This window comes from Arthrobacter saudimassiliensis (assembly GCF_059090665.1).
The window spans coordinates 56,601-82,405 of the sequence record NZ_JBNHFX010000003.1; the positions used below are offsets into that span (position 1 = coordinate 56,601).

A 25,805-nucleotide genomic window follows, 5' to 3' on the forward strand; every position below is an offset into this window, starting at 1 on the left:
AACTGCTGCATCCGGTCAGCGCCCGGTCAGGCTCCAGGCATCTTCGGATCCGTCGTCATCGGCGCCGTCGTGATACTCCACGGCCTGCGGCCGTGCGTCCAGGTCCGCCTGGACCAGGTCCACCGGCCCCTCCCCCGCGTCGCCGAAACCATGGTTGGCGTTGGCGTTGTCGGCCAGCGCCGCGGCCTCGGCGCCTCCGCCGGCCGGCTCCTGGCCGCTGATGGCGGCCAGGGTGGCGGCGAGGTCGTCGGGTTTGACCAGCACGTCGCGTGCCTTGGAGCCCTCGGAGGGCCCGACGACGCCGCGGGACTCCATCAGGTCCATGAGCCGTCCGGCCTTGGCAAAGCCCACCCGCAGCTTGCGCTGCAGCATGGAGGTGGAACCGAACTGCGTGGTGACCACCAGTTCGGTGGCCTGCAGCAGCAGGTCCAGGTCGTCTCCGATGTCGTCGTCGATCTGCTTCTTCGGCGCCGAGACGGTCACGTCCTCGCGGTACACGGCCCCGAGCTGGCCCTTGACGTGGTCCACCACGCGGTGGATCTCGGATTCGGTAACCCAGGCCCCCTGCACGCGCATCGGCTTGCTGGCGCCCATGGGCAGGAACAGGGCGTCGCCCTGGCCGATCAGCTTCTCGGCGCCGGGCTGGTCCAGGACCACGCGGGAGTCGGTGACGGACGACGTCGCGAACGCCATCCGGGAGGGCACGTTGGCCTTGATCAGGCCGGTGACGACGTCGACGGACGGCCGCTGCGTGGCCAGGACGAGGTGGATGCCGGCGGCACGGGCCAGCTGGGTGATACGCACGATGGAGTCTTCGACGTCGCGCGGGGCGACCATCATCAGGTCGGCGAGCTCGTCAACGATCACCAGCAGGTACGGGTAGGGCTTCACGACGCGCTTGGAGCCGGCCGGCGGCACCACCTTGCCGTTGCGCACGGCCTTGTTGAAGTCGTCGATGTGCTTGAACCCGAAGTTGGCCAGGTCGTCGTAGCGGGTGTCCATTTCCCGGACCACCCACTGCAGGGCCTCGGCGGCCTTCTTCGGGTTGGTGATGATCGGGGTGATCAGGTGCGGCACGCCCTCGTAGGCGGTGAGCTCCACGCGCTTGGGATCCACCATGATCATCCGCACCTCGTCGGGGGTGGCACGCATGAGGATGGAGGTGATCATCGAGTTCACGAACGAGGACTTGCCCGCGCCGGTGGCGCCTGCCACCAAGAGGTGGGGCATCTTGGCCAGGTTCGCGACGACGAACCCGCCCTCGACGTCCTTGCCGACGCCCATGACCATCGGGTGCTCGGTGCGGCGGGCGTTGCCCGAGCGCAGCACGTCGCCCAGCGACACCGTCTCGCGGTCGGTGTTCGGGATTTCGATGCCGATCGCGGACTTGCCCGGAATGGGCGACAGGATGCGCACGTCGGAGCTGGCCACCGCGTAGGCGATGTTCTTCGACAGGGCGGTGACGCGCTCGACCTTGGTGCCCGGGGCCAGTTCGATCTCGTACCGGGTGACGGTCGGTCCGCGGGAGAAGCCGGTGACCTTCGCGTCGACGTTGAACTGGTCCAGCGTGGAGGTCAGGGCCGCGACCACCGCGTCGTTGGCCTCGGAGCGCTCCTTGGCCGGCGGGCCGGCCGGCAGGAACTCCGACGGCGGAAGCGTGTAGGTGACATCCCCGGAGAGCTGCAGCTGCTCGGTGCGCTGCGGAATCGGGGTGGCCGGCGGCACCGGCTGGACCGGCTTCGACGGCACCGCGGGTGCGGCGGCCGCGGCGCCGGGAGCGTCGGAGGGCAGCTCCGGCAGCACGGCCAGCGCCTCGGTGGGCGGCTCGGCGCCGTCCACCGGCAGGCCCTGCTGGCGGCGGATCTTCTGCGTGGCCAGCTCGGCCTGGGTGGGCCGGCGGACCCCCGGGGGCACCGCGGGCCCGGCCGAGGCGCTGTCGGAACCGCCGTCGCGGTCCTGGCCGGCGGGGGCCGGCGCATCGTCGTCGCCGTCGAGCACCGCGCGTTCGAAGGCCTCGTCGCCGGCGAAGCCCTCCTCGTGGCGGGCGGCGGCGCGGGCCTCCTTCCGGTCCCTGCGGCGCTGCCTGCGGTCCTTGACCTTCTGCTGATGCGTTTCGTAGAGGTAGCTCTGGTCGTGGCGTTCCGGATCGTCCTCGGCCAGGTCCTGGCCCATCAGGTGCTCGTAGAGCGCGCGCAGGCGCATCGGGATGTGCCGGAACGGAGTGGCGGTGACGATCAGCACGCTCACGAAGACCAGCAGCGAGAGCAGCAGCAGCACCGGCCAGCGGGTCAGGGCGGCTGAGAGCGGGCCGGCCACGAGGAAGCCGACGACGCCGCCGGAGGCCCACAGCTTCTCGGCCCCGTCGGCGAGGGAGGGCAGGCCGCCGATGATGTGCGTGATGCCGGAGCCGGCGAACAGCATGATGGTCAGGCCGATGCTGATCCGGCTGTTGGCGCGCTGGCGCTCGGGATACCGGATCAGGCGCACCGCAGCGGTGAGCAGCATGAAGGGCAGCACGACGGCCATCCAGCCGAAGGTGCCGGCGGCGCCGGCGTGCACGACGTCGGCGACCGGGCCGCGCAGCGCCCACCACTCGACCGCCGCGACGGCCAGGGCGAGCAGCAGCAGGAAGAAGCCGGTGCCGTCACGGCGGATCTCACGCTCCGGATGCACGTCGGTGCCCAGCTTGCGGATGCCGGCGCCGACAATGCGGGCCAGGCCCATCCAGGCGCCCTGGACCGCGCGCAGCGGCAGCGGCAGCTCATCGCCGTAGCCGGGATCAGAGGCGCGGGTCTTCGCCGTGGAACGGGCCTTGGAGGCACTTCCCTTGCCGCCCGAGGACCGTCCCGAGCCGGTGCCCGAGCCTCGGCCGGTGGTCCTGGAGGTGCTGGAGGTGCGTGTGGCCATACCTGCCACGGTACCGCAACGGGCGCCGGGACCGGCGGATTTCAGCCGGTCCCGGCGCCCGTTGCGCTGGTGCAGGTGGTGGCGCCGGTGCGTGCGCCGGGCGGTCAGGCCTCCAGGACCACCGGTACGATCATCGGCCGGCGGCGCAGCCGGCGGCTGACCCAGGTGCCCACCACGCGGCGGACGACCTGCTGCAGCTGATAGGTGGTGTGCTCCTTGTTGGAGGTCACGGCCTCCTGCAGGGCGGCGTTGATCTTCGGCTTGATCTCGTTGAAGACGGCGTCGTCCTCCGCGAAGCCGCGGGCGTGGATCTCCGGGCCGGAGACGATCGTCCCGTCGGTCCGGTTGACGACGGTGATGACCGAGATGAAGCCCTCCTCACCGAGGATGCGGCGGTCCTTGAGGTCCGCGTCGGTGATCTCGCCCACGCTGGAGCCGTCGACGTACACGAAGCCGCACTCCACCGAACCGACGATGCGCGCCTTGCCGTCCTTGAGGTCGACGACGGTGCCGTCTTCGGCGAGGATCACGTTCTGCGCCGGAACGCCGGTGGATTCGGCCAGCCGGCCGTTGGCGATCAGGTGCCGGGTCTCGCCGTGCACGGGCATGACGTTGGCCGGCTTGAGGATGTTGTAGCAGTAGAGCAGTTCACCGGCGGAGGCGTGGCCGGAGACGTGGATCTTCGCGTTGCCCTTGTGCACCACGTCGGCGCCGAGCTTCATCAGCCCGTTGATCACCCGGAAGACGGCGTTCTCGTTTCCGGGGATCAGCGAGGAGGCCAGGATGACGGTGTCGCCCTCGCCCACCTGGATCCGGTGGTCGCCGTTGGCCATGCGGGACAGGGCCGCCATCGGCTCGCCCTGGGAACCGGTGGACATCAGCACCAGGCGGTCGTCGGGAAGCCGGTCGACCTCCTTCAGGTCCACCAGGATGTTCTTGGGCACGTTCAGGTAGCCGAGCTTCTCGGCGATGGCCATGTTGCGGACCATCGAGCGGCCCACGAAGCAGACCTTCCGGTTGTGCGCCGAGGCGGCGTCGAGCACCTGCTGCACACGGTGGACGTGCGAGGAGAAGGACGCGACGATGATGCGCTTGCGCACCTTGCCGAACAGGTTCTCCAGCACCGGGCCGATTTCGCGCTCCGCCGTGGTGAAGCCGGGCACGTCGGCGTTGGTGGAGTCGGGCATGAACAGGTCCACGCCCTCCTCCCCCAGCCGCGAGAAGGCCCGCAGGTCGGTGATGCGGCCGTCCAGCGGCAGCTGGTCCATCTTGAAGTCGCCCGTGTGCAGGACGGTGCCGGCCTCGGTGCGGATGAACACGGCCAGCGCGTCCGGGATGGAGTGGTTCACGGCCACGAATTCGCACTCGAACGGACCGAACTGCTCGATCTGCCCCTCCTGCACGGTGAGCGTGAAGGGCTTGATGCGGTGTTCCTGCAGCTTCGCCTCGATCAGGGCCAGCGTCAGCTGGGAGCCGATGAGCGGGATGTCCTGCTTCAGGCGCAGCAGGTACGGCACCGCGCCGATGTGGTCCTCGTGGCCGTGGGTCAGCACCACGCCCACCACGTCGTCGAGCCGGTCCTCGATGTAGGAGAAGTCGGGAAGGATCAGGTCCACCCCGGGCTGGGACTCCTCGGGGAAGAGCACCCCGCAGTCGACGATCAGGAGCTTGCCGTTGATTTCGAAGACCGCCATGTTGCGGCCGATCTCGCCAAGGCCGCCCAGGGCGACGATCCGCAGGGTGTCCTCAGCCAGTCCGGGAGGAGCCTGCAGCGTGGATACTGCGCGTTCTGTCATGTTGTTTATGCCTCGTTCTGGGAAGAATCCCATCCTGCTTCGGCCAGGTCCGCCAGGACAGACTCCATCTCGACGGCGTCGGGCTCCACCAGCGGCAGCCGGACGGCGGCGCTGGGGAGGACTCCCTGCATCTTGAGGATCTGCTTGGCGGACACGGCACCTGGAATGTGGGTCATCACGGCGCGCACGATCGGGTCGAGCTCGAAGTGGAGGCGGCGGGCCTCCGCGAAGTCGCCGGCGGCGGCCGCGTCGATCAGTGCGCGGAACCGCGCGGTGGCGACGTGGGCGGAGACGCTGACCAGGCCGACTGCGCCGGCGGCCATCCACGGCAGGGTCAGGCCGTCGTCTCCTGCATACACGTCAAGGGTGGTGTTGGCCAGCACCCGGGTCACCGCGGCGAAATCCGCCTTGGCGTCCTTGAGGGCGCGGACCTGGGGAATCTCTGCGAGCCGGAACATCGTTTCGGTGGCGATCGGAATGCCCGCGCGGCCCGGAATGTCGTAGATCATGATCGGAAGGTCGGTGGCCGCGGCCACCGCCTCGAAGTGGCCGACGACGCCGCCCTGAGTCGGCTTGTTGTAGTAGGGCGTCACCACCAGCTGCGCGTCGGCGCCGGCCTTCGCGGCGCGCCGGGCCATCTCCACGGAATGGGAGGTGTGGTTGGTGCCGGTGCCGGCAATGACCTTCGCGCGGCCGCCGACGGTCTCGGCGACGACGCGGAACAGGTCCTCTTTCTCGCTGTCCTCCAGGGTGGAGGTCTCGCCCGTGGTACCCGAAACCACCAGGCCGTCGCAGCCGTCCCGGACCAGCTTGTCGGCAAGGGCCGCGGTGGTCTCGAAGTCCACCTCGCCGTCGGCGGTGAAGGGGGTGACCATGGCGGTCACCAGGGTCCCGAAGGGGCGGTCGCGAATGTCAGAGTCAGCCATAGGTAAAACGTTACCCGTTGCCCGGTGGATTGGGACAACGGCGGCGGCAGCCGCCGTCATCCCCGCCTGTGAGACGATGACGGAATGAGCGCACGGCTGAGCGGAATCGATGCCGCACGCGGAATCGCCCTGCTGGGCATGATGGCCACGCACGCGCTGCCGCTCTGGGACCCCGCCACCGGTGACCCGACGGCCGCTGCCCTGATCTTCTCCGGCCGGTCCTCCGCGCTTTTCGCGCTGCTGGCCGGCGTCGGCCTGGCGCTGCTGACCGGGGGGCGAAACCCCGGCGGGAGCAGCCCGCGGCCGCGGACCGGAATCGCCGTCCGGGCCGTCGTCATTGCCCTGGTGGGGCTGACGCTGGGCGGGCTGGACGTCAGCATCGCCGTCATCCTGTTCCATTACGCCGTCCTGTTCCTGCTGGCCCTGCCGTTCGTGCTGATGCCGCTGCGGCGGGTGGCCGCCTGGGCCGCCGCCTGGGTCCTGCTCTCACCGGTGGCCGCCTATCTGGTCCGGCCCTGGGTGGGCGACGTGGTGTCGCCGGCAGAAGTGCCCGGCAACATCACCTGGGACGCCTTCGCGCATCCGGCCACGCTGGCGGCGGATGTGCTGTTCACCGGGTTCTATCCGGCCGTGCAGTGGCTGAGCTACCTGTTGATCGGCCTGGCCATCGGACGGCTGGACCTGCGGCGGCTGAACACGCAGCTGGGACTGGTGGTTGCCGGCGTCGGCGCCGCGGCGGGCGCCAAGCTGGCCTCGTGGTGGCTGCTCGGGCCGCTGGGCGGGTTCGCGGCGCTGGAGGCAACCGACAGCGGCCGCCGCTGGCCGCTGGCCCGGATGCTCGAGGTCAATTTCAGTGCGGTGGACCAAAGCGGATCCTGGTGGTGGCTGGCCACCAGCGCTCCCCACTCCGGAACCACCCTGGACCTGGTGCACACGGCCGGATGCGCGGCCGCCGTGCTGGGCGCCTGCCTGCTGCTGACCCGCCGGGCCAACGTGCTGCTGCCGCTCTCCGCGGCGGGCGCGATGACGCTGACCCTCTACAGCCTGCATGTGTGGGCGATGTCGGTGCTGGATGCGCAGGATCCGCTGCCGGACCCGTACCTGGTGTTCTGGGCGCAGGCGGCCACGGCGGTGCTGATCGGCCTGCTCTTTGTACGGCTCGGCTCCCGAGGTCCGCTGGAGATGGTGACCTCCGGCGCCTCACGGGCAGCGAGCGAGTCGGTGCCCGTGCGCCGCTAGGAGCGGCCGGCGGACTGTTCGGCCTGGTACAGCTTGACGGCCTGCCGCATGCTGCGCCGGGCGCGCGTGCGGTCCCCGGACGCGTCGTAGGCCTGGGACAGCCGGAACCAGGAGCGCCAGTCCTCCGGAGCCGCCTCGGCTTCGGCCTGCCAGCGCGGGAACTGCTCGTCGGCGGCCTCGCGGATGATGCGTCCGGCGGGAGTGCGCGGCAGGTCGTCGACGGGCAGCCCGCCCTCCTCCGCCAGCCGGTGCGCCATTTTTTCGGTGTTCATGCCGAACATCAGCTCGCGGATCAGCGCCCAGGCGCCGACGACGGGCAGCACCAGGTAGGCCAGTCCCATGGCCTTGGCGGTCAGCTGCGGGGCACCCAGCAGCACGATGCCCCGCTGCCCCGCCACGATCATGTAGAAGACCAGCAGGATGGTGACCAGCAGGACGCCGAGCTTGGCCTTGTTGGTCCACAGGCCCTTGAGGAATGACAACGCGGTTCCTTAGTCGTTCAGGTTGAGGTAGCCGTCGAGCCCGACGGTCAGTCCGGGGTGCGCGGCGACCTGCCGCACGCCCAGCAGCACGCCGGGCATGAAGGAGGCCCGGTCGAAGGAGTCGTGCCGGATGCTCAGCTGCTCGCCCGGGCCGCCGAACAGCACTTCCTGGTGCGCCACCAGGCCGCGCAGCCGCACGGCGTGCACGCGCACGCCGTCGACGTCGGCCCCGCGCGCGCCGGGCAGTTCCTTCTCGGTGGCGTCCGGCGAGGGCCCGACGCCGGCCTCCGCCCGGGCGGCGGCGATCAGCGACGCGGTGCGCACGGCCGTCCCGGAGGGGGCGTCCACCTTGTCAGGGTGGTGCAGCTCGACAACCTCGACGGACTCGAAGTACCGCGCTGCCTTCTCGGCGAAGGCGGTGGCCAGGACGGAGCCGAGGGCGAAGTTCGGAGCGATCAGCACACCGGTGCGCGGATGTCCGGCCAGCAGGTCCCGCAGCCGGTCCAGGCGGGCGGCATCCCAGCCGGTGGTGCCGACGACGGCGTGCATGCCGTGGTCGACGGCGAAGCGGACGTTGGCCTCGGTGCTGTCCGGGACGGTGAGGTCGACGACCACCTCGGCGCCGGCGGAGACCACGGTCTCGAGGCTGTCGCCGCGGCCGAGGGCGGCCACGAGCCGCAGGTCGGGTGCGGCCTCCACGGCGCGCACTGCTTCGGATCCCATTCGGCCCGATGCGCCCAGCACCGCCACGGCCAACTGCTCAGTCATGGCTTCAACATTACCGTCCGGGCACCGGCTCCTCCGACGCCGGCCGCGGGCACAGGCTCAGGCGCTGTCTTCTCCCACGCCCACCCATTCGGTTCCGCCGTCCTCAAAGCGCTGTTCCTTCCAGACCGGCACCCGTTCCTTGACGGTGTCCACCAGTTCGCTGCAGGCGGCGAAGGCCTGGCCCCGGTGCGCGGCGGCGGCGGCGCCGATCAATGCGGCGTCCCCGACGGCAAGCTCGCCGATCCGGTGGGCCACCCAGAGCCGGACGCCGGGATGCCGGGAGGCGACGTCGGCGGCGACCTCCGCGATCACCCGCTGCGCCGTGGGGTGGGCGGTGTAGCCGAGCATCTGCACGCCGCTGCGCCCGCCGTCGTGGTTCCGGACCACCCCGCCGAAGGTGACGACGGCGCCGCATTCGTCCGAGCGGACGGCCTGTTCGGCAACGGCGGCGCTGATCGGTTCGGCGGAGACCGACGCGTGCAGCACGCCGCTGGTCAGCCCCGTGCCCGGATCGTGGGCCCCCCGTCCCGCAGGCTCCGGCAGGGAAGCGGCCTGCCCGGGTGCCCCGTCGTTCGTGTCGGCGGCGTTTGGTTCGGCGGCGTTCATATCAGCGGCGTTCCTGCCGGCGTCGTTGTTCTCAGCCATGTCCGTGTTCTCCCTCCAGCTGCCCGCAGATGTGCCCGATGATCGGTTCCAGCACCGCCAGCCCGTCCGCAACGGCCCCCGGGGACCCGGGCAGGTTGACCACGAACGTGCGGCCCGAGGTGCCCGCGCAGCCGCGGGTCAGCGCGGCCATGGGCGTCTTGGTGCGTCCGTCGGCGCGCAGGGCCTCCATGACACCCGGCAGCTCACGGTCCAGCAGCGGCCGGGTCTGTTCCGGGGTGACGTCGCTGGGGCTGATGCCGGTGCCGCCGCTGGTGATCAGCACGGCCGGCGCCATCGCCAGCATGCGGCGCAGCGACTCCCCCACCGCCGGCCCGTCGGGCACCACCTCGGCCAGGGCGACGTCGAACCCGACGGCGTAGAGCCAGTCGGCGAGCAGCGGGGCGCATTCGTCCTCGTAGGTGCCGGCGGCGGCGCGGGTGGAGGCGATCAGCACGCAGGCGGTGCGCCGGGGGCCGGTTCCGGCGGCGGAGTCGGTGCTCACAGTGACCAGTCTCCGCTCTTGCCGCCGGACTTGGCGAGGACCCGGGTCTCGGCGATCACCGCATGCTTGTCCACGGCCTTGATCATGTCGTAGAGCGCCAGCGCGGCGACCGACGCGGCGGTCAGCGCCTCCATTTCGACGCCGGTGACGGCCCGGGTCTTGACCGTTGCGTCGATGGCGACGCTGTCCTCGCCGGGCTCGAAGTCCACGGTCACCTTGGTCAGCGGCAGCGGATGGCACAGCGGAATCAGGGTGGAGGTCTGCTTGGCCGCCATGATTCCGGCGATCCGCGCAACCGCCAGGGCATCGCCCTTGGGCAGCCCGCCGTCGAGGAGCAGCCGCAGCACCTCCGGAGTCGTGCGCAGCACCGCCCGCGCAGTGGCGGCCCTGCTGGTCTCCGCCTTGGCGGATACGTCGACCATGTGCGCGGAACCGTCCTCGCGCACGTGGGTCAGGGACGGGGAATTCTCGCCGGCTGTCCTGCCGGCCATGTGGTCAGCCACTGGTGGTCCTCTCGCGGTGCCTTACTCCAACAGCCATACTGCCACCTCCGCCCCCGCGGGGACCTGCCCGGCGTCGGCCGGAAAGTGCACGAGCGCATTGGACCCGGCCAGTGCGTGCACCAGGTGCGAGCCCGGGCCGCCGATGAGTTCTACGACGCCGTCGGCGTACCGTCCGCGGCGCACCTGGTGCCGGCCGATCGGGCCGGCGGCCGCCGCCGCCAGCCGGGCCCGGACCTCCCGCCTGGGCGGCGGGCCGCCGGGCAGGGCGGACAGGGCCGGGCGCAGGAACATCTCAAAGGACACCAGCGAACTGACCGGATTGCCCGGGAACGCGAGGAACGGCACCCCGTCGATGCTGCCGATCCCCTGCGGCCCGCCGGGCTGCATGGCCACCGACAGGAACCGCAGGCCCTCGGAAGCCAGGGCCAGGCGCACCACTTCGTACGCGCCTTTGCTGATGCCCCCGGAGCTGACCACCAGGTCCGGGTCTACGCGGGCCAGGTCGGCGCGCAGCCGCTGCAGGAACAGGGCCGGTGCGTCGGCCAGGATCCGGGAGGCGGCGACGTCGGCGCCGGCTTCGGCCAGCGCGGCGGCCAGCAGGGTGGTGTTGGCGTCGTGGATCTGCCCCGGCTCAAGGCGGGCGCCGGGCGGGCGGACCTCGTCGCCGGTGGTCAGCAGCAGCACGCGGGGGCGGGCCCGGACCGGCACCTCCGCCAAGCCAAGTGCGGCCAGCAGGCCCAGCTGGGCCGCTCCTAGCCGGGTACCGGCAGGCAGGGCCAGGGTTCCGGCGGCGATGTCGCTGCCCGCTGTCCGCACGAAGCGGCCGGCCTCAACGGGCGCCGGCAGCCGCACCTCTCCCCCGGCGTCGACGAAGCGGGACGGCAGCGCCTCCTCGACCGGCACCACGGCATCCGCCCCGGCGGGCAGCATGGCTCCGGTCATGATCGGCACCGCCGTGCCCGGAGCCAGCGGCGGAGCCGGAGCTCCGGCCGGCACGGGGGCGCCGACCGGCAGCCGGACCGTCGCGGCGGGACGGCCGTCGGCTTCGTGGGTGCGGAGGGCGGCCAGGTCGGCGGAGCGGACGGCGTATCCGTCCATCTGCGAGTTGTCGAAGGGCGGCAGGCTGCCGGGGGCGTGGATGTCGGCGGCGGTCACCAGCCCGCGGGCCTGGAGCAGGGGCAGCGTGCGGACGGCGGGCGGCCGGGCGGCGAAGCGGTCCGTGAGCAGGCGCCGGACGGCATCGCGGTGTTCGGCGACGCTGAGCGGCCCGCCGCCGGCGCCGTGCCCTGATCCATGCGCCTGCGCCCGGCCGTTCGCCGCATTCCGCGCCGCTTTCCCGGGCCCGTCGGACGGTGTCGGGATCCGTGCGTCAGTGCCGTCTGCTGTGCCGTGCTCCATGGAACGGGAATTGTAGGCCCTCATCGCGGCAGCAGCCTCCCCGCGCCGATCCGTGCCAGCACCAGCAGCGCCAGATACAGGCTGATCAGCAGCAGGCAGATGCCCAGCGCCAGCTGCGGCTGGCTGGAGTTCAGGCTCAGTTCGATCTGCAGCGGCAGGGTGCGGGTGCGGCCCTCGATGCTGCCGGCGAAGGTGATGGTGGCTCCGTACTCGCCCAGGGAGCGTGCAAAGGCCAGCAGTGCACCGGAGACTATGCCGGGCAGGGCCAGCGGCAGGGTGATGTGCCGCAGGATCGCGGTGGGACCGGCGCCCGACGTCGCTGCGGCCAGTTCCAGCTCCGGGTCCACCTCACGCAGGCTGCCGTGGGCCGCGACCACGAAAAAGGGCAGCGACACGAACACCTGGACAATGACGACGGCGGCCGGCGTGTAGCCGATGCCCAGCCCGGCGGCGTCCAGGAAGCGTCCAACGAGCCCCTGCCGTCCCCAGAAGTACAGCAGCGCGATGCCGGAGACCACGGGTGAGAGGACCAGCGGCACCAGCAGGATCCCGCGCAGCAGCTGCATCCAGGGCCCGCTCAGCCGGCTGAAGAGCACGGCCAGCGGCAGGCCCAGGAGTACGCAGAGCACCGTGGAGGCCAGGGACGTTCCGAGCGAGAGGCCCAGGGCCGTGCGGGCCTGCCCGGACGCCAGGACGGATCCCATGTCGGTCCAGGGCACGTTCGCCAGCAGGGCGGCCAGCGGACCGGCGCTAAGGAGCAGCCCGGCCGCCGCAGGCACCCACAGCCACCCCGGGACGGTGGAGTGGGTGCGCACGCTCACGGGCCCTCCCCCGCCGGCGCGAAGCCGGCGTCGAGGAGGATCGGTTCCGCTCCGCCGGCGGCCAGCCAGTCATAAAACGTCACGGCCGCAGGGTTGTCCGCTCCGTCCACGGTCAGCGCGGCCGGATAGCGGTTCGGCTCGGGATCGTCCAGGTCGAGGTAGGTGACGCCCTGGCCCGCGGCGGCGAGGGCGTCCGTCAGGTAGACCAGCCCGGCGTCCGCCTGCCCGGTGGCGACCTTGGTCAGGACCGAACGCACGTCGTCCTCGCGGGTCTCGCCGGCCAGCCGCACCCCGGCCGCGGCCAGGACCCGCTCGGCGGCCCGGCCGCAGGGCACCGACTCGGCGCAGGCGGCGGCCTGCACGCCGGATCCGGCGAGGTCCGCCAGTCGGCCCACGGCGCCGGGATTGCCCGGGGCCAGGGCCAGCACCATGCGGTTCTCGGCGATGACCGTTTCCTCGGCCAGCAGGCCCGCGTCGCGCAGCGGCTGAAGCGACTGCTGATCGGCGGCGACGACGACGTCGGCCCGGGCGCCCGCAAGGATCTGTGCGGCGAGCTGGCTGCTGGAACCGATGTTCAGGCGCAGCGGAGCCTCCGTCCAGGCCTGCCGCATCTCCTCTGAGGCCTCGCTGAGCGAGGCCGCGGCGAAGACGGTGACCCCGTCGCCGGAGGCGGCGGACCCGCCGTCGGGCGCCGGTGCGCAGGCCGCCGCTGCGAGCACCAGGCCGGCGGCCAGGGCCGCGGCGGCAGGGTGATGGATGCGCATTCCTAGAGCCTATCGGTGAAAGAGCGTAACCTCGTGGAATGGGAATCTCGCTGGGAATGCCTGCCGTCCGGTCCCGCACCGGAGCCGCGGACGCCTCCGTTCCCGCCCCCGCCGGCGTTCCGGGGCTGGCCGTCACGGACGGGCTCGTGGACCGGTTCGGCCGGCGCGCGACGGACATGCGCCTGTCCCTGACGGACAAGTGCAACCTCCGCTGCACCTACTGCATGCCCGCCGAGGGCCTGCAGTGGCTGGCCAAGGACAACCTGCTCTCCCGCGGGGAAATCGTGCGGCTGGTCCGCGTGGGCGTGGAGCAGCTGGGGATCCGGGAACTGCGGCTGACCGGCGGCGAGCCGCTGGTGCGCGCCGACCTCGTAGACATCATTGCGGATCTGCGTGCCGCCCACCCCGACCTGCCGATCTCGCTGACCACCAACGCCCTCGGCCTGGACCGCAAGGCCGCGGCCCTCAAGGAGGCGGGCCTGACCCGCATCAACGTCTCCCTGGACTCCCTGCACCCTGGCACGTTCGCGCAGCTGACCCGCCGGCCGTTCCTGGAGCGGGTCCTGGCCGGCATCGAGGAGGCGGCCCGGGTGGGGCTGGGCCTGGTGAAGATCAACGCCGTGCTCATGCGCGGGATCAACGACGCCGAGGCGCCGGACCTGCTGGACTGGGCCCTGCAGCGCGGCTTCGAGCTGCGGTTCATTGAACAGATGCCGCTGGACGCCGACCACGGCTGGACCCGCGAGGGGATGGTGACCGCCGGAGACGTGCGGGCCCGGCTCCAGGAGCGGTTCGTATTGACCCCCGATCCGCGCAGCCGCGACGGTGCTCCGGCGGAGCGCTGGCAGGTCTTCCGGCCGGGCTCCGCGGAACCGGCCGGCACGGTGGGCATCATCGCGTCGGTCACCGAGCCGTTCTGCGCGGACTGCCGGCGGACCCGGATCACGGCAGAAGGTCAGGTGCGCAGCTGCCTGTTCTCCCATGAGGAGACGGATCTGCGGGCGCTGCTGCGTTCCGAGGCGACGGACGAGCAGGTGGCCCTGCGCTGGCAGGAGGCCATGTGGGGCAAGCCGAAGGCCCACGGAATGGACCACGTCGGGCTCGATGCGGAAGACTATGTGCAGCCGGACCGAACCATGAGCGCGATAGGTGGCTAAGTGCTGATTCGTTATTTCGGCGCCGCGAAGGCGGCCGTCGGCCTCAATGAGGAAACCCTGGACCACGGGTCCCTGGCCCTGGATGAACTGCTCGACAAGCTCGCCGCCCGGCATCCCGATTCTCCGGAGGGGGGTCCGTCCCTGAAGACCGTGATCGGGCGCAGCACCTTCCTCGTCAACGAAACCGCCGTCCGCGACCGGACACGTGTCCTGGCCGCGGACGACGTCGTCGACATCCTGCCCCCGTTTGCCGGCGGCTGAGGCCTAGAAGCCGAGTTCCGCCGGCGACTCGAACGGGCCCACCACCGTGATGGTGCGCGGGGCCGCGGCCAGCTCGGCGGCCAGTTCCTGCACCTGCTCCGCGGTGACGGAACGGATGCGGGCCAGCGATTCCTCGATGTCGATGAACTCGCCGGTGACCAGTTCGGCCCGTCCCAGGCGCGACATCCGCGACCCGGAATCCTCCAGGCCCAGGACCATGCCGCCGGAGATCTGTCCCAGCGCCTTGGCCAGCTCGCCCTCGTCCACCCCGTCGGCGGCCAGCCGCTCGAGTTCCGCGGTCAGCAGGTCCAGGACCTCGCGGGTGCGCGACGGCGAGCAGCCGGCGTACATCCCGAAGTATCCGGCATCCGAGTAGGCGGCGGAGAAGGAGTACGTGGAGTAGGCCAGGCCGCGCTTTTCGCGGATCTCCTGGAACAGGCGGGAGGACATTCCCCCGCCCAGGATGGTGTTGAGGACGCTCATCGCGAACCGCCGGTCGTCCGTGGCGGTCAGCGCGGGGCAGCCGATGACGACGTTCGCCTGCTCCACCGGGCGGTTGATGACCTCCACCCCGCCCGTGGAAACGATGCGCGCGGGCTCGGCGCTGCGCCGCGGGGCAGGCAGGGCCGTCTCCCCCAGCTCCCAGCCGGCCTTGGACAGGGCGTCCCGGACCAACGCGCAGACGTGGTCGTGGTCCAGGCCGCCGGCGGCCGTCACCACCAGCTCCCCGGGCCGGTAGTACCGCCGGTAGTGGTCCAGCACGGCCTCACGGGACACCTCGCGGATGGCCTCCGGGGTGCCGCCGATGGGCCGGCCCAGCGGATGCCCGGCAAGCACCGCTTCAGTGAACTTCTCGTGGCACAGGTCCGCGGGATCGTCCATGTCCATGGCGATCTCTTCAAGGATGACGCCGCGCTCCTGCTCCAGTTCCTCCGGGTCGATCAGCGCGGAGGTGACCATGTCCGCGATGACGTCGATCGCCATCGGCAGGTCGGAGTCCAGCACCCGGGCGTAGTAGCAGGTGCTTTCCTTGGCGGTGGCGGCGTTGGATTCCCCGCCGACCTCGTCGAACGCGGAGGCGATGTCCATGGCGTCCCGGCGTGCCGTGCCCTTGAACAGCAGGTGCTCCAGGAAGTGCGTGGAGCCGTGCCGGCCCTCCGCCTCGTCCCGGGAGCCGACGCCCACCCAGAAGCCGATGCTGGCGCTGCGCTGGCCGGGCATGGCCTCGGTGAGCACCCGGACGCCTCCAGGCAGCACGGTGCGGCGGACAAGCGCTCCCCCGGCATTGCCGACGGTGATGTCCGGCTCGGTGGAATTAGTCAGTGGAAGACGGACAACCGTCCCGGGCTGGTGCCCGGGACGGTTGTTCGATGCAGCTGCAGCAGGCATTTACTCCGCCGGCTCGGCTTCCGCCGCGGCCTCTTCAGCCACGACCGGCGCCAGGGACAGCTTGCCGCGGTCATCGATCTTGGTGATCTCCACCTGGATCTTCTGGCCGACGCCGACGACGTCCTCGACGTCGTCAACGCGCTTGCCGCCGGCGAGCTTGCGCAGCTCGGAGATGTGCAGCAGGCCGTCCTTGCCCGGGGTCAGGGAGACGAACGCACCGAAGGTGGTCGTCTTGACCACGGTACCGAGGTACCGCTCGCCGATTTCGGGGACCTGCGGGTTGGCGATCGCGTTGATCGCCGAGCGGGCAGCCTCGGCGGAGCCGCCGTCGGTTGCGCCGATGAGGACCGTTCCGTCATCTTCGATGGAGATGTCCGCGCCGGTGTCCTCCTGGATCTGGTTGATCATCTTGCCCTTCGGGCCGATGACCTCGCCGATCTTGTCCACGGGGATCTTCACCGAGATGATCCGCGGAGCGAACTCGGAGAGCTCGTCCGGAGCATCGATGGCGGCTTCCATCACGTCGAGGATGTGCAGGCGGGCTTCGCGGGCCTGCTTCAGCGCGGCAGCCAGGACCGAGGCGGGGATGCCGTCGAGCTTGGTGTCGAGCTGGATCGCGGTGACGAACTCGCGGGTACCGGCAACCTTGAAGTCCATGTCGCCGAAGGCATCTTCGGCGCCGAGGATATCGGTCAGGGCGGCGTAGCGGGTCTCACCGTCGACCTGGTCGGAAACCAGGCCCATGGCGATGCCGGCAACCGGTGCCTTCAGCGGCACACCGGCGTTGAGCATGGACAGCGTCGAGGCGCAGACCGAACCCATCGAGGTGGAGCCGTTGGAGCCGAGGGCCTCGGAGACCTGGCGGATGGCGTACGGGAACTCCTCACGCGAGGGCAGCACCGGCACCAGGGCCCGCTCGGCCAGGGCGCCGTGGCCGATTTCGCGGCGCTTGGGCGAGCCCACGCGGCCGGTCTCACCGGTGGAGTACGGCGGGAAGTTGTAGTTGTGCATGTAGCGCTTGCGCGTCACCGGGGACAGCGAGTCGATCTGCTGTTCCATCTTCAGCATGTTCAGCGTGGTGACGCCCATGATCTGGGTTTCACCGCGCTCGAAGATCGCGGAGCCGTGCACGCGGGGCAGGACCTCGACCTCGGCGGTGAGCTGGCGGATATCCGTCAGGCCGCGGCCGTCGATGCGGACCTGCTCCTTGAGGATGCGCTGGCGCACGACCTGCTTGGTGACCGCGCGGAAGGCTGCGGAGATTTCGCCCTCGCGGCCTTCGAACTGCTCGGCCAGGGAGGCCTTGACCTCGTCCTTCAGGGCGTCGGCAGCGGCGTCGCGCTCCTGCTTGTCGGCGATGGAGAACACGGAGGCCAGCTTCTCGGCGGCAGCGGCGTTCACGGCGTCGTACACGTCGTCCTGGAAGTCCAGGAAGATCGGGAACTCGACGGTCGGCTTCGCGGCACGGGCGGCCAGGTCGGCCTGGGCCTCGCACAGGACCTTGATGAACGGCTTCGCGGCCTCGAGGCCCTCGGCGACGACCTCTTCGGTCGGGGCGGTGGCGCCCTCTTCGTTGATCAGGTTCCAGGCGTTGTCGGTGGCTTCGGCCTCGACCATCATGATGGCGACGTCGTCACCGGCGATGCGGCCGGCAACCACCATCGAGAACACGGCGCGCTCCAGCTCGGAGTGCTTGGGGAAGGCAACCCACTGGCCGTCGACCAGGGCGACGCGGACGCCGCCGATCGGGCCGGAGAACGGCAGGCCGCTCAGCTGGGTGGACATGGAGGACGCGTTGATCGCGACGACGTCGTAGAGCACGTCGGGGTTGATCGACAGCACGGTCACGACGACCTGGACCTCGTTGCGCAGCCCCTTGACGAAGGCCGGGCGCAGCGGGCGGTCCATCAGGCGGCAGGCCAGGATCGCCTCGGTGGAGGGACGGCCTTCACGGCGGAAGAAGGAGCCGGGGATGCGGCCGGCGGCGTACATGCGCTCTTCCACATCGACGGTCAGCGGGAAGAAGTCAAAGCCTTCACGCGGGGACTTGCCCGCGGTGGTGGCGGAGAGCAGGGTGGTGTCCTCGTCGATGTAGACCATCGCGGAACCTGCGGCCTGCTTGGCGATGCGGCCGGTTTCAAACCGGACGACGCGCTTTCCGAACTTGCCGTTGTCAATGACGGCTTCGGAGAACTGGATTTCGGGACCCTCCAAAAGAGTCACCTCCGTTTCTGTTTCGCGGAGGCAACTGGCATCGTCCGTGAAGTGCGTGCCTGTGGCACGTACTTCCGCACCCGGTCTTCGATCGAGGCCCACGGGCCGGGCGGGAAGTCCCGCACGTCCCGGAGACCACTACCGAGGACCGCGAATGCCTGCGATGCCGGTTGTCTCCATGTTCATGGATTATTCAGTTGTGCGTGCCGCCGCCAGGCGGCACGGTGTCCTGCGGCCGTGCCGTCGGTCTGACGGCCGTGCCGCTCAGGCAGGTGCGCTTCCGGTGTGCCGGTGTCCATGTCTGCCTGCGCAAAAGGCGGCTCCCCGCGTGGCGCGGGGGCCGCCTTCCACGAAGACTATCGACGCAGGCCGAGACGCTCGATGAGCGCGCGGTAACGTGCGATGTCGGTCTCGCGCAGGTAGGTCAGCATGCGACGACGGCGACCGACCAGGGCCATCAGGCCGCGGCGGGTGTGGTGGTCGTGCTTATGCATCTTCAGGTGCTCGGTGAGGTCCGAGATGCGGCGCGAAAGAACGGCGATCTGAACCTCGGGCGAACCGGTGTCGCCTTCCTTCAGCGCGTATTCCTGAATGATGGCCTGCTTGACAGCGGGATCGAGTGCCAAAAAACTACTCCTGTTGCTTGTGCCGTGAGGCCCGGTCAGCCCGTCGCTGCCGGGTGTCCTGCGGCCGCTCCGGTGTCCCGGCACGGGCAGGAAAATTCAGCCGCCACGGACCGCAGCCGAATTTTTCCCCAGTTTACCCGTCCGCCGCACGTTCTGTCGAAAGCACCTCCCGGGTGCGCCGCACGTCCAGCCCCATCTGCTCCACCAGCGCCTCGGGCCCGGTGTAGGCGACCATCCCCCGCAGCCGGTCCACGAACTCGACCACGACGTGCTGGCCGTAGAGGTCGAAATCCTCCACATGCTCCCGCGGCCGGTCGATCACGTGTGCCTCGACCTGGCGGGAGACGCCTTCGAAGGTGGGGTTGGATCCGACGGAGACCGCGGCGGGCCAGCGGGCGCCGGACTCGTCCAGCAGCCAGCCGGCATAGATGCCGTCGGCGGGCACCAGGCCCGCGGATTCAGTGGCGAGGTTGGCGGTGGGAAAGCCCAGTTCGCGGCCGCGGGCGGCGCCGTGCACCACCTCGCCGCGCATCCGGTGGCTGCGTCCAAGCAGGCGGGCGGCCGTGCGTACGTCGCCGCGGCCCAGCGCCTCCCGGATCCAGGTGGAGGAACAGCGCCGGCCGTCGGCGGTCTCCCCCAGCACGCCGTAGTCATCCACGGCCACCACGCTGAAGCCGAGCTCACAGCCCAGGGCGCGCATGGTCTCCAGGTCCCCGCTGTTGCCGCGCCCGAACCGGACGTCGTGGCCGATCACCACCGCCTTGGCACGCAGCCCCCGGACAAACACCGATTCGACGAATTCGCGCGGGCTCATAGCCGCCAGGTCCAGGGTGTAGGGCATCATCAGCAGGCCGTCGAGGCCGGTGGCCGCAAGGGCTTCAATGCGGTCCCGGGTTCCCATGATCAGGTCCGGGGCGCTCTCGGGGCGGTGCACCTGCGCCGGGTGCGGGTCGAAGGACACCGCGACGGCGCGCACTCCTTCATCGCGGGCCACCTTCACCAGCCGCGCGAGCACGTGCTGGTGGCCCAGGTGGACGCCGTCGAAATTGCCGATGGTTACTGCTGTGGGGCCAAAGTCCGGGGGCACCTGGTCCAGGTCGTTCCAGCAGTCCACTCAGGCTCCTTAGCCGGCTGTCGTCTCATCGCGGTAGTCCCGGCAGCCACGGCCGGCCGCTGAGGGACCTATCCATTATGGCGGAAAACCGGTCAGCTCCGCGCACCGCCGCCGGATCCGCCGTCAAGGCGGCCCTGGGCGTACTCGGCCCGCAGCGCCACGGTCTTGGCGATGAAGCGGTGCCAGACCAGCAGCGCCGGCGGAAACGCCAGCTCCAGGATCATGAGCACGATCATGGTGAAGTGCGGTGTGCCGGAGAAGGCCCAGGAGATCACCCGTCCCAGTCCGCCGAGGAAGACCATAAGGCAGACAAGCCACAGCATGTTGGCCCACTGGAACTTCACGGCGATCGCCACGAAGGCGGCGCCGACGCCGACCATCATCATGGAGAAGAACCGGAACTGGCTCTCCAGGGACGGATTGACCTCTCCGCCGTCAGCTCCGGCGACGCCGCCGGTGCCGGCGATGAGGTAGTAAATGCCCATGGCCGCGATGAGCAGTCCCACGGCCACCACCACGGCGCGGAACACGCCCCAGGCGGAATTGTCGTGCTGCGGGGTTTTGGTCCGGTTCTTTTCGGATCCGCCCCGTGCGGTTCCCCGCTGCGCGGCAACACGTCCGGCGCCGCCGCGGCCGTCCGGGGCGGAGCCGCCGTCAGTGCGTGCCGGCTGTCCGGCGTCGGGTGCGCCGGTACGGGACGGGTTCCCCGCTCCGGCCGGCGCGGCGGGGTCTTCGGTGCCGGTCCGCGGCACGGCGGGCCGGCGGCTGCGGCCGGGCAGGTCTCCGGTTCCGGGTGAGGTGCTCATCTGCCTGTCCCCCTCTGGTGGGCGGAGCGGACTCCGCGGCTCCCATGCCGACACCAATCAGCATGCTGTTGGTTTCAGCATACGTCTGATGGGCGCCGGCCAGCGGGAGGCGGCCGGGAACCGGTCCTGCTAGGCCCGGGCCTTCCGGCCGCCGGGAGCAGTCGTATCGCGGTGGGTCAGCAGCCACCACAGGCCCACAATCGGCAGAACCAGGGGCACGAAGCCGTAGCCGCTGCCGAAGCCGGACCACACCGTGTCGTCCGGCAGGGCGGCCGGGTCCAGCAGGCCGAACAGGCCCACGCCGAGCACGCCGGCCAGCTCGATGCTGACTGCGGCCAGGCCGGTCGCGTAGGCGTTGCGGCCCGGCCGGGCCAGCGCAACGGTGGCAATGATGTAGACGACGGCGGCGAAGGCGGAAAGCAGGTAGGCGACCGGCGCGTGGTCGAACTTGGTGGCGATCTGGAACGCGGCGCGGGCGGAGGCGGCCAGGGCAAAGATCCCGTAGACCGCAACCAGCAGCCTGCCGGGACCGGTCAGGCGGGCGGGGGTGGGACGCTGGTGCCGCTCAGGCAGGAGGCGGTTCATGCTGCTTGGACTCCATCCCAGATCTGCTCCATGCGGAAGATCATGACGAAAACGGTGACGCCGACGGCGCCGAGGACGAGGTTGCTCCACCGGCTGCGGTCCATGATGGCCCACCAGAAGGCACCCACCGGAATCAGCATGGCGGTGGCGTAGTAGCCCCAGAACTCCCAGGCCGGCCCGGCGAGGGCTTCTCCGCCCGCTATCCGGATGCCGGCACCGATGCCGTAGACGATCAGGTAGAGCAGGACGGCGGCGTCCGCCAGGATCGTGATGTCGTTGGGGCCCTGCCGCAGTACGGCCGCGCCGATGCACAGGATGGACGAGACAAGGCAGACCAGGGCACCGATGACGAACATGGGGTCGACGACCATCTCAGGACTGTCCTCCGGGTGCGAAGACGAGGATGGGTTTGGCCTGCTCCCCGCGGTCCTCCAGCAGGGCGGTAAGGCTGCCGTCGGGGGCGAAGGCCGCGACGGGACCGGCGGTGCCGCCGGCGGGCACGCGCCTGCCGTGGGAGACGGCGTCGGCCTCTTCCGCGTCCAGTTCCCGATTGGGGAACAGGGCCCGTGCGGCCTCGTCCAGGTCCAGCAGGCGCAGCTCTTCGGCCAGCTGCTCCAGGGTGGCGGCCTGGCCGATGTCATACGGGCCCACCCGGGTGCGGCGCAGCGCGGTCAGGTGTCCGCCCACGCCCAGGGCTTCGCCGAGGTCACGGGCCAGGGCGCGGATATAGGTTCCGGAGGAGCATTCGACGGTGACGTCGACGTCGCGCAGGCGGCCGCCCTGCTCGCGGCGGATCGCGTGCACCTCGAAGCGGGAAACGGTCACCGGGCGCGCTTCGAGAGCCACCTCGGCACCGGCGCGGACCCGGGCGTAGGAACGCTCGCCGTTCACCTTGATCGCGCTGACGCTGCTGGGCACCTGCAGGATGTCGCCGGTGAGCGCGGCAACGGCGTCATGGATCTGCTCGTCGGTGACGGCTGCGGCGATGTGCTCGCCCGTGACCTCGCCTTCGGCGTCGTCGGTGAGGGTGGACTGGCCCAGCCGGATGGTCGCGGTGTAGGTCTTGCCGGTGCCCACGATGTAGGTCAGCAGCCGGGTGGCACGGTTGATGCCCACCACCAGCACGCCGGTGGCCATCGGGTCCAGCGTGCCCGCGTGGCCGACCTTCCGGGTGCCGGCGAGCCTGCGCAGGCGGGCCACCACATCGTGGCTGGTCCATCCCTGCGGTTTGTCCACAATAATCAGTCCTGATCGGACCTGCCCGGAATTCACGCCTTTCAGTATATGGCGCATCGGCGGTGCGGCCGGAACGGGCCGGGCTGCGGGCACGGGCCCCGGCGGCGGTAGCATTCGGACCATGCCGCAGCTCTCACCCCACGTCCGCGCCGTCGAGCCCAACCAGATCCGGGAGATCACCCAGGCCGCCTGGGCGAGCCCCGGAGCCATCGTGCTCAGCATCGGTGAGCCGGGGTTCCCCACGCCCGCCCATGTGCTGGAGGCCGGACAGTCGGTGCTCGCACGCGATGAGACCGGCTACACGCCCAACGCCGGCATCCCGGCCCTGCGCAGCGCCTTCGCGGACTACGCATCGGCCCGTACCGGGGTGCCCGTCGACGCCGGCCGGGTCTTCGTCACCGCCGGCGCGCAGCAGGGCCTGCACCTGGCAATGAGCATGCTGCTTGACGCGGGTGATGAGATTCTGGTGCCGAATCCCGGGTATCCCACCTTCGAAATGACCGCGCGTCTGCTGCACGCCGAGCCGGTCCCCTATCCCCTGTGGCCGGCCCACGGATTCCAGCCGCGGATCGAGGACCTGGAGGCGCTGATCACCCCGCGCACCCGGGTGCTGCTGCTGAACTCGCCGTCCAATCCGCTGGGCGCCGTGTTCCACGCCGACCTGACCCGGGCCCTGGTGGAGCTGGCGGCCCGCCATGACCTCTGGATCATCTCCGATGAGTGCTACGAGGCGTTCACCTACGATGTCCCGCACGTCAGCCCCCTGGCGTTCGACGACGCCGGGCCGGGCCGGGGGCGGGTAATCGTCTCCCAGACCCTGTCCAAGACCTACGGGCTGACCGGGTTGAGGGTGGGCGCGCTGATCGTCCCCGCCGGGCTGCAGGAGCGGATGAGCATCATCAACGAGGCAATCGTCTCCTGCGTCGCCTCGCCGTCGCAGTATGCGGCGCTGGCCGCGCTGACCGGGCCGCAGGATTACGTCCACCGCGCGGCCGAGCACTATCGGCAGAACCGGGACGCGGCCGTGCACGTGCTGGAGGACCTCGGGATCCCCTATCTGCCGGCGGAGGGGGCGTTCTACCTGTGGGCGGACCTCTCGCACGCCGCCGGCGGCGACGTGCGTTCCTGGGCCCGGGGTTTCCTGGCCGAGCACAACGTCGCCGTCGCCCCGGGCACCGCCTTCGGTTCCATCGGCGAGGGATGGATCCGGATCGCGCTCTGCGGGGACCGGGACCAGCTCGTGGAGGGACTCGCCCGGCTCCCCCGACGCTGACCCGTCCGCCCGACCCCGCAGGCACTCCGCCTGCAGCTGCGGGATCGGCGCCCCCGAGGCAGCCCCCGGGCTGTCCCGGCATTTCACCGCTGCAGCATGCCCGGAGTGCTCTTTCGCGTTTACAGCCCACCGCCCGGCTCCTAGTCTCACCCCTGCATCGGCACGGGGGAACGGGCAGGGGTCCGGGCCATCAGTCTCACCTTGAGCACGATCCTTCGCCAAGGAGACGCCCGTGGCCATGCCTTCCGTTCCGCCCCCGCACCCCCTGCCGGTCCGGAGCGCCGCGGCGCCGCTCCCGGCGCTTCCTCCCCGCCGCGCCTGCCCCGGCGAGGCCTCAGGCCGGTCGCCGCCCGGGACCGCCCCTCACGCTCCCGGCGTCCGGCATTGCCCCGGCATCCCCGAGATTCGCCGTGGTCCGGCCCGGAAGCCCACCCGTCCAAGGCACGCCTGGCCGTACCCGGCCGCGGCCACCCCCATCCACAGTGCAAGGAGCATGCAGTGAAACAACGACTTTCCACTAGGCTGCCGCTGGCAGCGGCAGCAACCGCGCTGGCCCTCGCCGGAACAACGTCGGCGGCCACAGCTTACGGCGGCGGTCACGGCGGCGGCCACGACCCAGGCCCGGACGGCACTCCACCAACGGCCGGTGCGGTCCGTACCCTGGCTGAGGGCCTCAACGGTCCCCTCAGCCTCGCCGCCGGACGGGGGCCAACCGTGGACGTGGCCCAGACCTTTGCCGGGCAGCTGACCAGGGTCGGGGACGACGGCGAGGCCGAGCTTCTCTACACGGCGCCCGGGGGCTACCAGACGGCTGCCGTCTCCCGGTACGGCGGGAACACCTACTTCACCGTCGCCACCGGAGCAGCCACCTTCGATCCGGCCCTCAACCGGTCGCTGCTGCAGTCCATCGACTCCAACGGCAACGTGCGGGTCCTTGCCGATATTGCCGCGTACGAGTTCAGCGCCAACCCCGACCAGGTCAACCGGTACGGCTTCGAGGCCATCGATCCCGCGTGCGCCGCGCAGGTGCCGGCCGACGTACCGGTCGCCTACAGCGGCCAGACCGACTCGAATCCGTACGCAAGCCTGCCGACCTATGACGGCCTGATTGTCGCGGACGCAGGAATGAACGCCCTGGTCTATGCACGGCTGGACGGCACGGTGAGTACTGTCGCCGTCCTGCCGCCGCTGCCCTTCACCGTGACCACGGAGCTCGCCTCGGCGGCCGGGCTGCCGGAGTGCACGGTGGGGCTCAGCTACGCCGTCGAGCCCGTCCCCACGGACGTGGAGCGGGGACCGGACGGCGCGCTGTACGTGACCACCCTGCCGGGTGGTCCGGGCGGTGCCGTGCCCGGTTCCGTCTACCGCATCGATGAGCGCAGCGGCACAGCCGAACTGGTGGCCAGCGGCTTTGCGGGCGCCACGGGAGTCGCGGTCAGCGCGGACGGGGACATCTTTGTGGCGGAGCTGTTCGGCAACCGGATTTCGGTGCTGGCGGCCGGAGCTGAGACGCCGGAGACGTTCCTCGAAGTGAATCAGCCTGCGGCCGTCGAGCTGCGTCGGGGCTTCCTGTACGCCTCCACGGACGCGCTGCCGCCGGGCGGCGTGCAGGAACCGGGCACGGAGGAACCTCCGGCCCCTCCGGCCCCTGAACCTCCCACCGGGCGCGTCATCCAGGTGGAGGTGCTTGACCGGGCCGATGGCTCCGGGAGCTGACCTCGGCGGCATGCCGGACTGACCCCGGGCTATGACGGGAAAGGGAGCGGACCCGGCGGATCCGCTCCCTTTCCCGTTCAGGCCGGCATCGTCGACCGAGCCGGCCTGCAGCCTGCGCCGGTCAGCGCTCCGGCGCCTCGGCGTCGTCGTCCCCGGCGTCGCCTTCGTCGTCACGCCGGTACGGATCGGGATCGCCGGCGTAGCGGGCGCCCTGCTTGAGGGCGGCCAGCTCCTCGTCACGCTGCCGCGCGGTGCGCAGCAGCTCCTCCAGGTGGCTGGCGTTGACCGGGATCTCGTCCGGAACGAACTCGAGCGTGGGAGTGAGGCGGACCGTGATGTTCCGGCCCACTTCCGCGCGCAGGATGCCCTTGGCTGACTCGAGGGCGGCGCGGGTGCCCGCGGCCTCCTCTTCGTCGCCGAAGACGGTGTAGTAGATGGTTGCGTGCTGCAGGTCGTTGGTGACGCGGGCGTCGGTGATGGTCACGAACCCGAGGCGGGGGTCCTTGATCCGCCGTTCCAGTGCCTGCGCGACGACGACCTTGATGCGGTCGGCCAGTTTGGCGGCGCGTGCCGGATCTGCCATAGCCCCTCCTTATGTGTGTCCTGAAGAAATCGTACGACGCCGGCGGGCCTGGCCCTGAATCGGCGCCTGCAGGCATCGGGCCGGGAACCGCGGC

The 25,805-nt window shown here is 70.8% G+C and carries 25 protein-coding genes; 5 read left to right on the forward strand and 20 right to left on the reverse strand.

Annotated features, from left to right (window positions below; translation table 11 throughout):
* Positions 1-15: 15 nt before the first annotated feature.
* The 3 genes from AC5RV6_RS11515 to dapA form a co-directional block, all read right to left on the reverse strand.
* Positions 16-2,907: an FtsK/SpoIIIE family DNA translocase gene (locus AC5RV6_RS11515; protein WP_494007467.1), complete on the reverse strand. Its 2,892-nt coding sequence runs from the start codon at positions 2,905-2,907 to the stop codon at positions 16-18.
* 104 nt (positions 2,908-3,011) lie between these two features.
* A complete protein-coding gene (locus tag AC5RV6_RS11520; protein WP_494007468.1) occupies positions 3,012-4,703 on the reverse strand; it encodes a ribonuclease J in 1,692 nt (563 codons plus the stop codon).
* A gap of 5 nt (positions 4,704-4,708) precedes the next feature.
* Entirely contained in the window at positions 4,709-5,629 is a 921-nt protein-coding gene (dapA, locus tag AC5RV6_RS11525; protein WP_494007469.1) for a 4-hydroxy-tetrahydrodipicolinate synthase, read from the reverse strand.
* A gap of 84 nt (positions 5,630-5,713) precedes the next feature.
* Between dapA and AC5RV6_RS11530 the strand changes: the two genes are divergently transcribed.
* Positions 5,714-6,868 carry a heparan-alpha-glucosaminide N-acetyltransferase domain-containing protein gene (locus tag AC5RV6_RS11530; RefSeq protein ID WP_494007470.1) on the forward strand — a complete coding sequence of 385 codons (1,155 nt, stop codon included), beginning with the start codon at positions 5,714-5,716 and terminating at the stop codon, positions 6,866-6,868.
* Here AC5RV6_RS11530 and AC5RV6_RS11535 read toward each other — a convergent pair.
* The 8 genes from AC5RV6_RS11535 to modA are packed head-to-tail and all read right to left on the reverse strand — an operon-like array spanning position 6,865 to position 12,751.
* Positions 6,865-7,350, reverse strand: a complete 486-nt coding sequence (locus AC5RV6_RS11535) for a hypothetical protein (RefSeq protein WP_494007471.1) — start codon at positions 7,348-7,350, stop codon at positions 6,865-6,867. The two genes, AC5RV6_RS11530 and AC5RV6_RS11535, sit on opposite strands and share 4 nt — an antisense overlap.
* A 9-nt stretch (positions 7,351-7,359) precedes the next feature.
* Positions 7,360-8,118, reverse strand: a complete 759-nt coding sequence (gene dapB, locus AC5RV6_RS11540) for a 4-hydroxy-tetrahydrodipicolinate reductase (protein ID WP_494007472.1) — start codon at positions 8,116-8,118, stop codon at positions 7,360-7,362.
* Between the two features lie 57 nt (positions 8,119-8,175).
* Positions 8,176-8,763 carry a molybdenum cofactor biosynthesis protein MoaE gene (locus tag AC5RV6_RS11545; protein WP_494007473.1) on the reverse strand — a complete coding sequence of 196 codons (588 nt, stop codon included), beginning with the start codon at positions 8,761-8,763 and terminating at the stop codon, positions 8,176-8,178.
* Positions 8,756-9,265 (reverse strand): MogA/MoaB family molybdenum cofactor biosynthesis protein, encoded by a 510-nt coding sequence (locus AC5RV6_RS11550; protein WP_494007474.1) that lies wholly within the window; start codon positions 9,263-9,265, stop codon positions 8,756-8,758. Before AC5RV6_RS11550 ends, AC5RV6_RS11545 begins: the two co-directional genes overlap by 8 nt.
* Positions 9,262-9,756, reverse strand: a complete 495-nt coding sequence (gene moaC, locus AC5RV6_RS11555) for a cyclic pyranopterin monophosphate synthase MoaC (RefSeq protein WP_494008075.1) — start codon at positions 9,754-9,756, stop codon at positions 9,262-9,264. The genes AC5RV6_RS11550 and moaC overlap by 4 nt, the downstream gene beginning before the upstream one ends.
* 33 nt (positions 9,757-9,789) lie before the next feature.
* Positions 9,790-11,166: a molybdopterin molybdotransferase MoeA gene (locus AC5RV6_RS11560; RefSeq protein WP_494007475.1), complete on the reverse strand. Its 1,377-nt coding sequence runs from the start codon at positions 11,164-11,166 to the stop codon at positions 9,790-9,792.
* A 20-nt stretch (positions 11,167-11,186) separates the two neighbouring features.
* Complete coding sequence (locus tag AC5RV6_RS11565; RefSeq protein ID WP_494007476.1) at positions 11,187-11,987, reverse strand: ABC transporter permease; 801 nt, start codon at positions 11,985-11,987, stop codon at positions 11,187-11,189.
* Positions 11,984-12,751 (reverse strand): molybdate ABC transporter substrate-binding protein, encoded by a 768-nt coding sequence (gene modA / locus AC5RV6_RS11570; protein WP_494007477.1) that lies wholly within the window; start codon positions 12,749-12,751, stop codon positions 11,984-11,986. Before modA ends, AC5RV6_RS11565 begins: the two co-directional genes overlap by 4 nt.
* A 38-nt stretch (positions 12,752-12,789) precedes the next feature.
* Between modA and moaA the strand changes: the two genes are divergently transcribed.
* Positions 12,790-13,908, forward strand: a complete 1,119-nt coding sequence (gene moaA / locus AC5RV6_RS11575) for a GTP 3',8-cyclase MoaA (RefSeq protein WP_494007478.1) — start codon at positions 12,790-12,792, stop codon at positions 13,906-13,908.
* Positions 13,909-14,169: a MoaD/ThiS family protein gene (locus tag AC5RV6_RS11580; protein ID WP_494007479.1), complete on the forward strand. Its 261-nt coding sequence runs from the start codon at positions 13,909-13,911 to the stop codon at positions 14,167-14,169.
* 3 nt (positions 14,170-14,172) lie between these two features.
* Here AC5RV6_RS11580 and AC5RV6_RS11585 read toward each other — a convergent pair whose 3' ends face one another.
* The 8 genes from AC5RV6_RS11585 to truB all read right to left on the reverse strand — a co-directional run bounded on the left by AC5RV6_RS11585 (position 14,173) and on the right by truB (position 22,196).
* Entirely contained in the window at positions 14,173-15,558 is a 1,386-nt protein-coding gene (locus AC5RV6_RS11585; protein WP_494007480.1) for a M16 family metallopeptidase, read from the reverse strand.
* Complete coding sequence (locus tag AC5RV6_RS11590; RefSeq protein WP_494008076.1) at positions 15,559-17,772, reverse strand: polyribonucleotide nucleotidyltransferase; 2,214 nt, start codon at positions 17,770-17,772, stop codon at positions 15,559-15,561.
* Positions 17,773-18,128: 356 nt separating this feature from the next.
* Positions 18,129-18,398, reverse strand: coding sequence for a 30S ribosomal protein S15 (gene rpsO / locus AC5RV6_RS11595; protein ID WP_494007481.1), 270 nt, complete (start codon positions 18,396-18,398; stop codon positions 18,129-18,131).
* A 133-nt stretch (positions 18,399-18,531) separates the two neighbouring features.
* Positions 18,532-19,512, reverse strand: coding sequence for a bifunctional riboflavin kinase/FAD synthetase (locus AC5RV6_RS11600; protein ID WP_494007482.1), 981 nt, complete (start codon positions 19,510-19,512; stop codon positions 18,532-18,534).
* A gap of 92 nt (positions 19,513-19,604) precedes the next feature.
* Complete coding sequence (locus AC5RV6_RS11605; RefSeq protein ID WP_494007483.1) at positions 19,605-20,318, reverse strand: DUF4345 domain-containing protein; 714 nt, start codon at positions 20,316-20,318, stop codon at positions 19,605-19,607.
* Positions 20,319-20,447: 129 nt separating this feature from the next.
* Positions 20,448-20,903, reverse strand: a complete 456-nt coding sequence (locus AC5RV6_RS11610) for a hypothetical protein (protein ID WP_494007484.1) — start codon at positions 20,901-20,903, stop codon at positions 20,448-20,450.
* The gene (locus tag AC5RV6_RS11615) at positions 20,900-21,274 is read right to left on the reverse strand and encodes a hypothetical protein (protein WP_494007485.1); all 375 of its coding nucleotides are present in this window, start codon (positions 21,272-21,274) and stop codon (positions 20,900-20,902) included. Before AC5RV6_RS11615 ends, AC5RV6_RS11610 begins: the two co-directional genes overlap by 4 nt.
* A 1-nt stretch (position 21,275) precedes the next feature.
* Positions 21,276-22,196, reverse strand: coding sequence for a tRNA pseudouridine(55) synthase TruB (gene truB / locus AC5RV6_RS11620; protein WP_494007486.1), 921 nt, complete (start codon positions 22,194-22,196; stop codon positions 21,276-21,278).
* Between the two features lie 64 nt (positions 22,197-22,260).
* Between truB and AC5RV6_RS11625 the strand changes: the two genes are divergently transcribed.
* Both AC5RV6_RS11625 and AC5RV6_RS11630 read left to right on the forward strand, forming a co-directional pair.
* Positions 22,261-23,412: a pyridoxal phosphate-dependent aminotransferase gene (locus AC5RV6_RS11625; protein WP_494007487.1), complete on the forward strand. Its 1,152-nt coding sequence runs from the start codon at positions 22,261-22,263 to the stop codon at positions 23,410-23,412.
* Between the two features lie 498 nt (positions 23,413-23,910).
* Positions 23,911-25,128 carry a ScyD/ScyE family protein gene (locus tag AC5RV6_RS11630; RefSeq protein ID WP_494007488.1) on the forward strand — a complete coding sequence of 406 codons (1,218 nt, stop codon included), beginning with the start codon at positions 23,911-23,913 and terminating at the stop codon, positions 25,126-25,128.
* Between the two features lie 121 nt (positions 25,129-25,249).
* On the opposite strand, the gene rbfA is transcribed toward AC5RV6_RS11630, so the two are convergent.
* Entirely contained in the window at positions 25,250-25,711 is a 462-nt protein-coding gene (gene rbfA / locus AC5RV6_RS11635) for a 30S ribosome-binding factor RbfA (protein WP_494007489.1), read from the reverse strand.
* Positions 25,712-25,805: the final 94 nt, after the last annotated feature.

Coding starts and splice junctions, on each gene's coding strand:
- AC5RV6_RS11515 (WP_494007467.1), bottom strand. CDS start 2,907: ATGGCCACACGCACCTCCAGCACCTCCAGGACCACCGGCCGAGGCTCG.
- AC5RV6_RS11520 (WP_494007468.1), bottom strand. CDS start 4,703: ATGACAGAACGCGCAGTATCCACGCTGCAGGCTCCTCCCGGACTGGCT.
- dapA (WP_494007469.1), bottom strand. CDS start 5,629: ATGGCTGACTCTGACATTCGCGACCGCCCCTTCGGGACCCTGGTGACC.
- AC5RV6_RS11530 (WP_494007470.1), top strand. CDS start 5,714: ATGAGCGCACGGCTGAGCGGAATCGATGCCGCACGCGGAATCGCCCTG.
- dapB (WP_494007472.1), bottom strand. CDS start 8,118: ATGACTGAGCAGTTGGCCGTGGCGGTGCTGGGCGCATCGGGCCGAATG.
- AC5RV6_RS11545 (WP_494007473.1), bottom strand. CDS start 8,763: ATGGCTGAGAACAACGACGCCGGCAGGAACGCCGCTGATATGAACGCC.
- moaC (WP_494008075.1), bottom strand. CDS start 9,756: ATGGCCGGCAGGACAGCCGGCGAGAATTCCCCGTCCCTGACCCACGTG.
- AC5RV6_RS11560 (WP_494007475.1), bottom strand. CDS start 11,166: ATGGAGCACGGCACAGCAGACGGCACTGACGCACGGATCCCGACACCG.
- modA (WP_494007477.1), bottom strand. CDS start 12,751: ATGCGCATCCATCACCCTGCCGCCGCGGCCCTGGCCGCCGGCCTGGTG.
- moaA (WP_494007478.1), top strand. CDS start 12,790: ATGGGAATCTCGCTGGGAATGCCTGCCGTCCGGTCCCGCACCGGAGCC.
- AC5RV6_RS11585 (WP_494007480.1), bottom strand. CDS start 15,558: ATGCCTGCTGCAGCTGCATCGAACAACCGTCCCGGGCACCAGCCCGGG.
- AC5RV6_RS11605 (WP_494007483.1), bottom strand. CDS start 20,318: ATGAGCACCTCACCCGGAACCGGAGACCTGCCCGGCCGCAGCCGCCGG.
- AC5RV6_RS11610 (WP_494007484.1), bottom strand. CDS start 20,903: ATGAACCGCCTCCTGCCTGAGCGGCACCAGCGTCCCACCCCCGCCCGC.
- AC5RV6_RS11615 (WP_494007485.1), bottom strand. CDS start 21,274: ATGGTCGTCGACCCCATGTTCGTCATCGGTGCCCTGGTCTGCCTTGTC.
- truB (WP_494007486.1), bottom strand. CDS start 22,196: ATGCGCCATATACTGAAAGGCGTGAATTCCGGGCAGGTCCGATCAGGA.
- AC5RV6_RS11625 (WP_494007487.1), top strand. CDS start 22,261: ATGCCGCAGCTCTCACCCCACGTCCGCGCCGTCGAGCCCAACCAGATC.
- rbfA (WP_494007489.1), bottom strand. CDS start 25,711: ATGGCAGATCCGGCACGCGCCGCCAAACTGGCCGACCGCATCAAGGTC.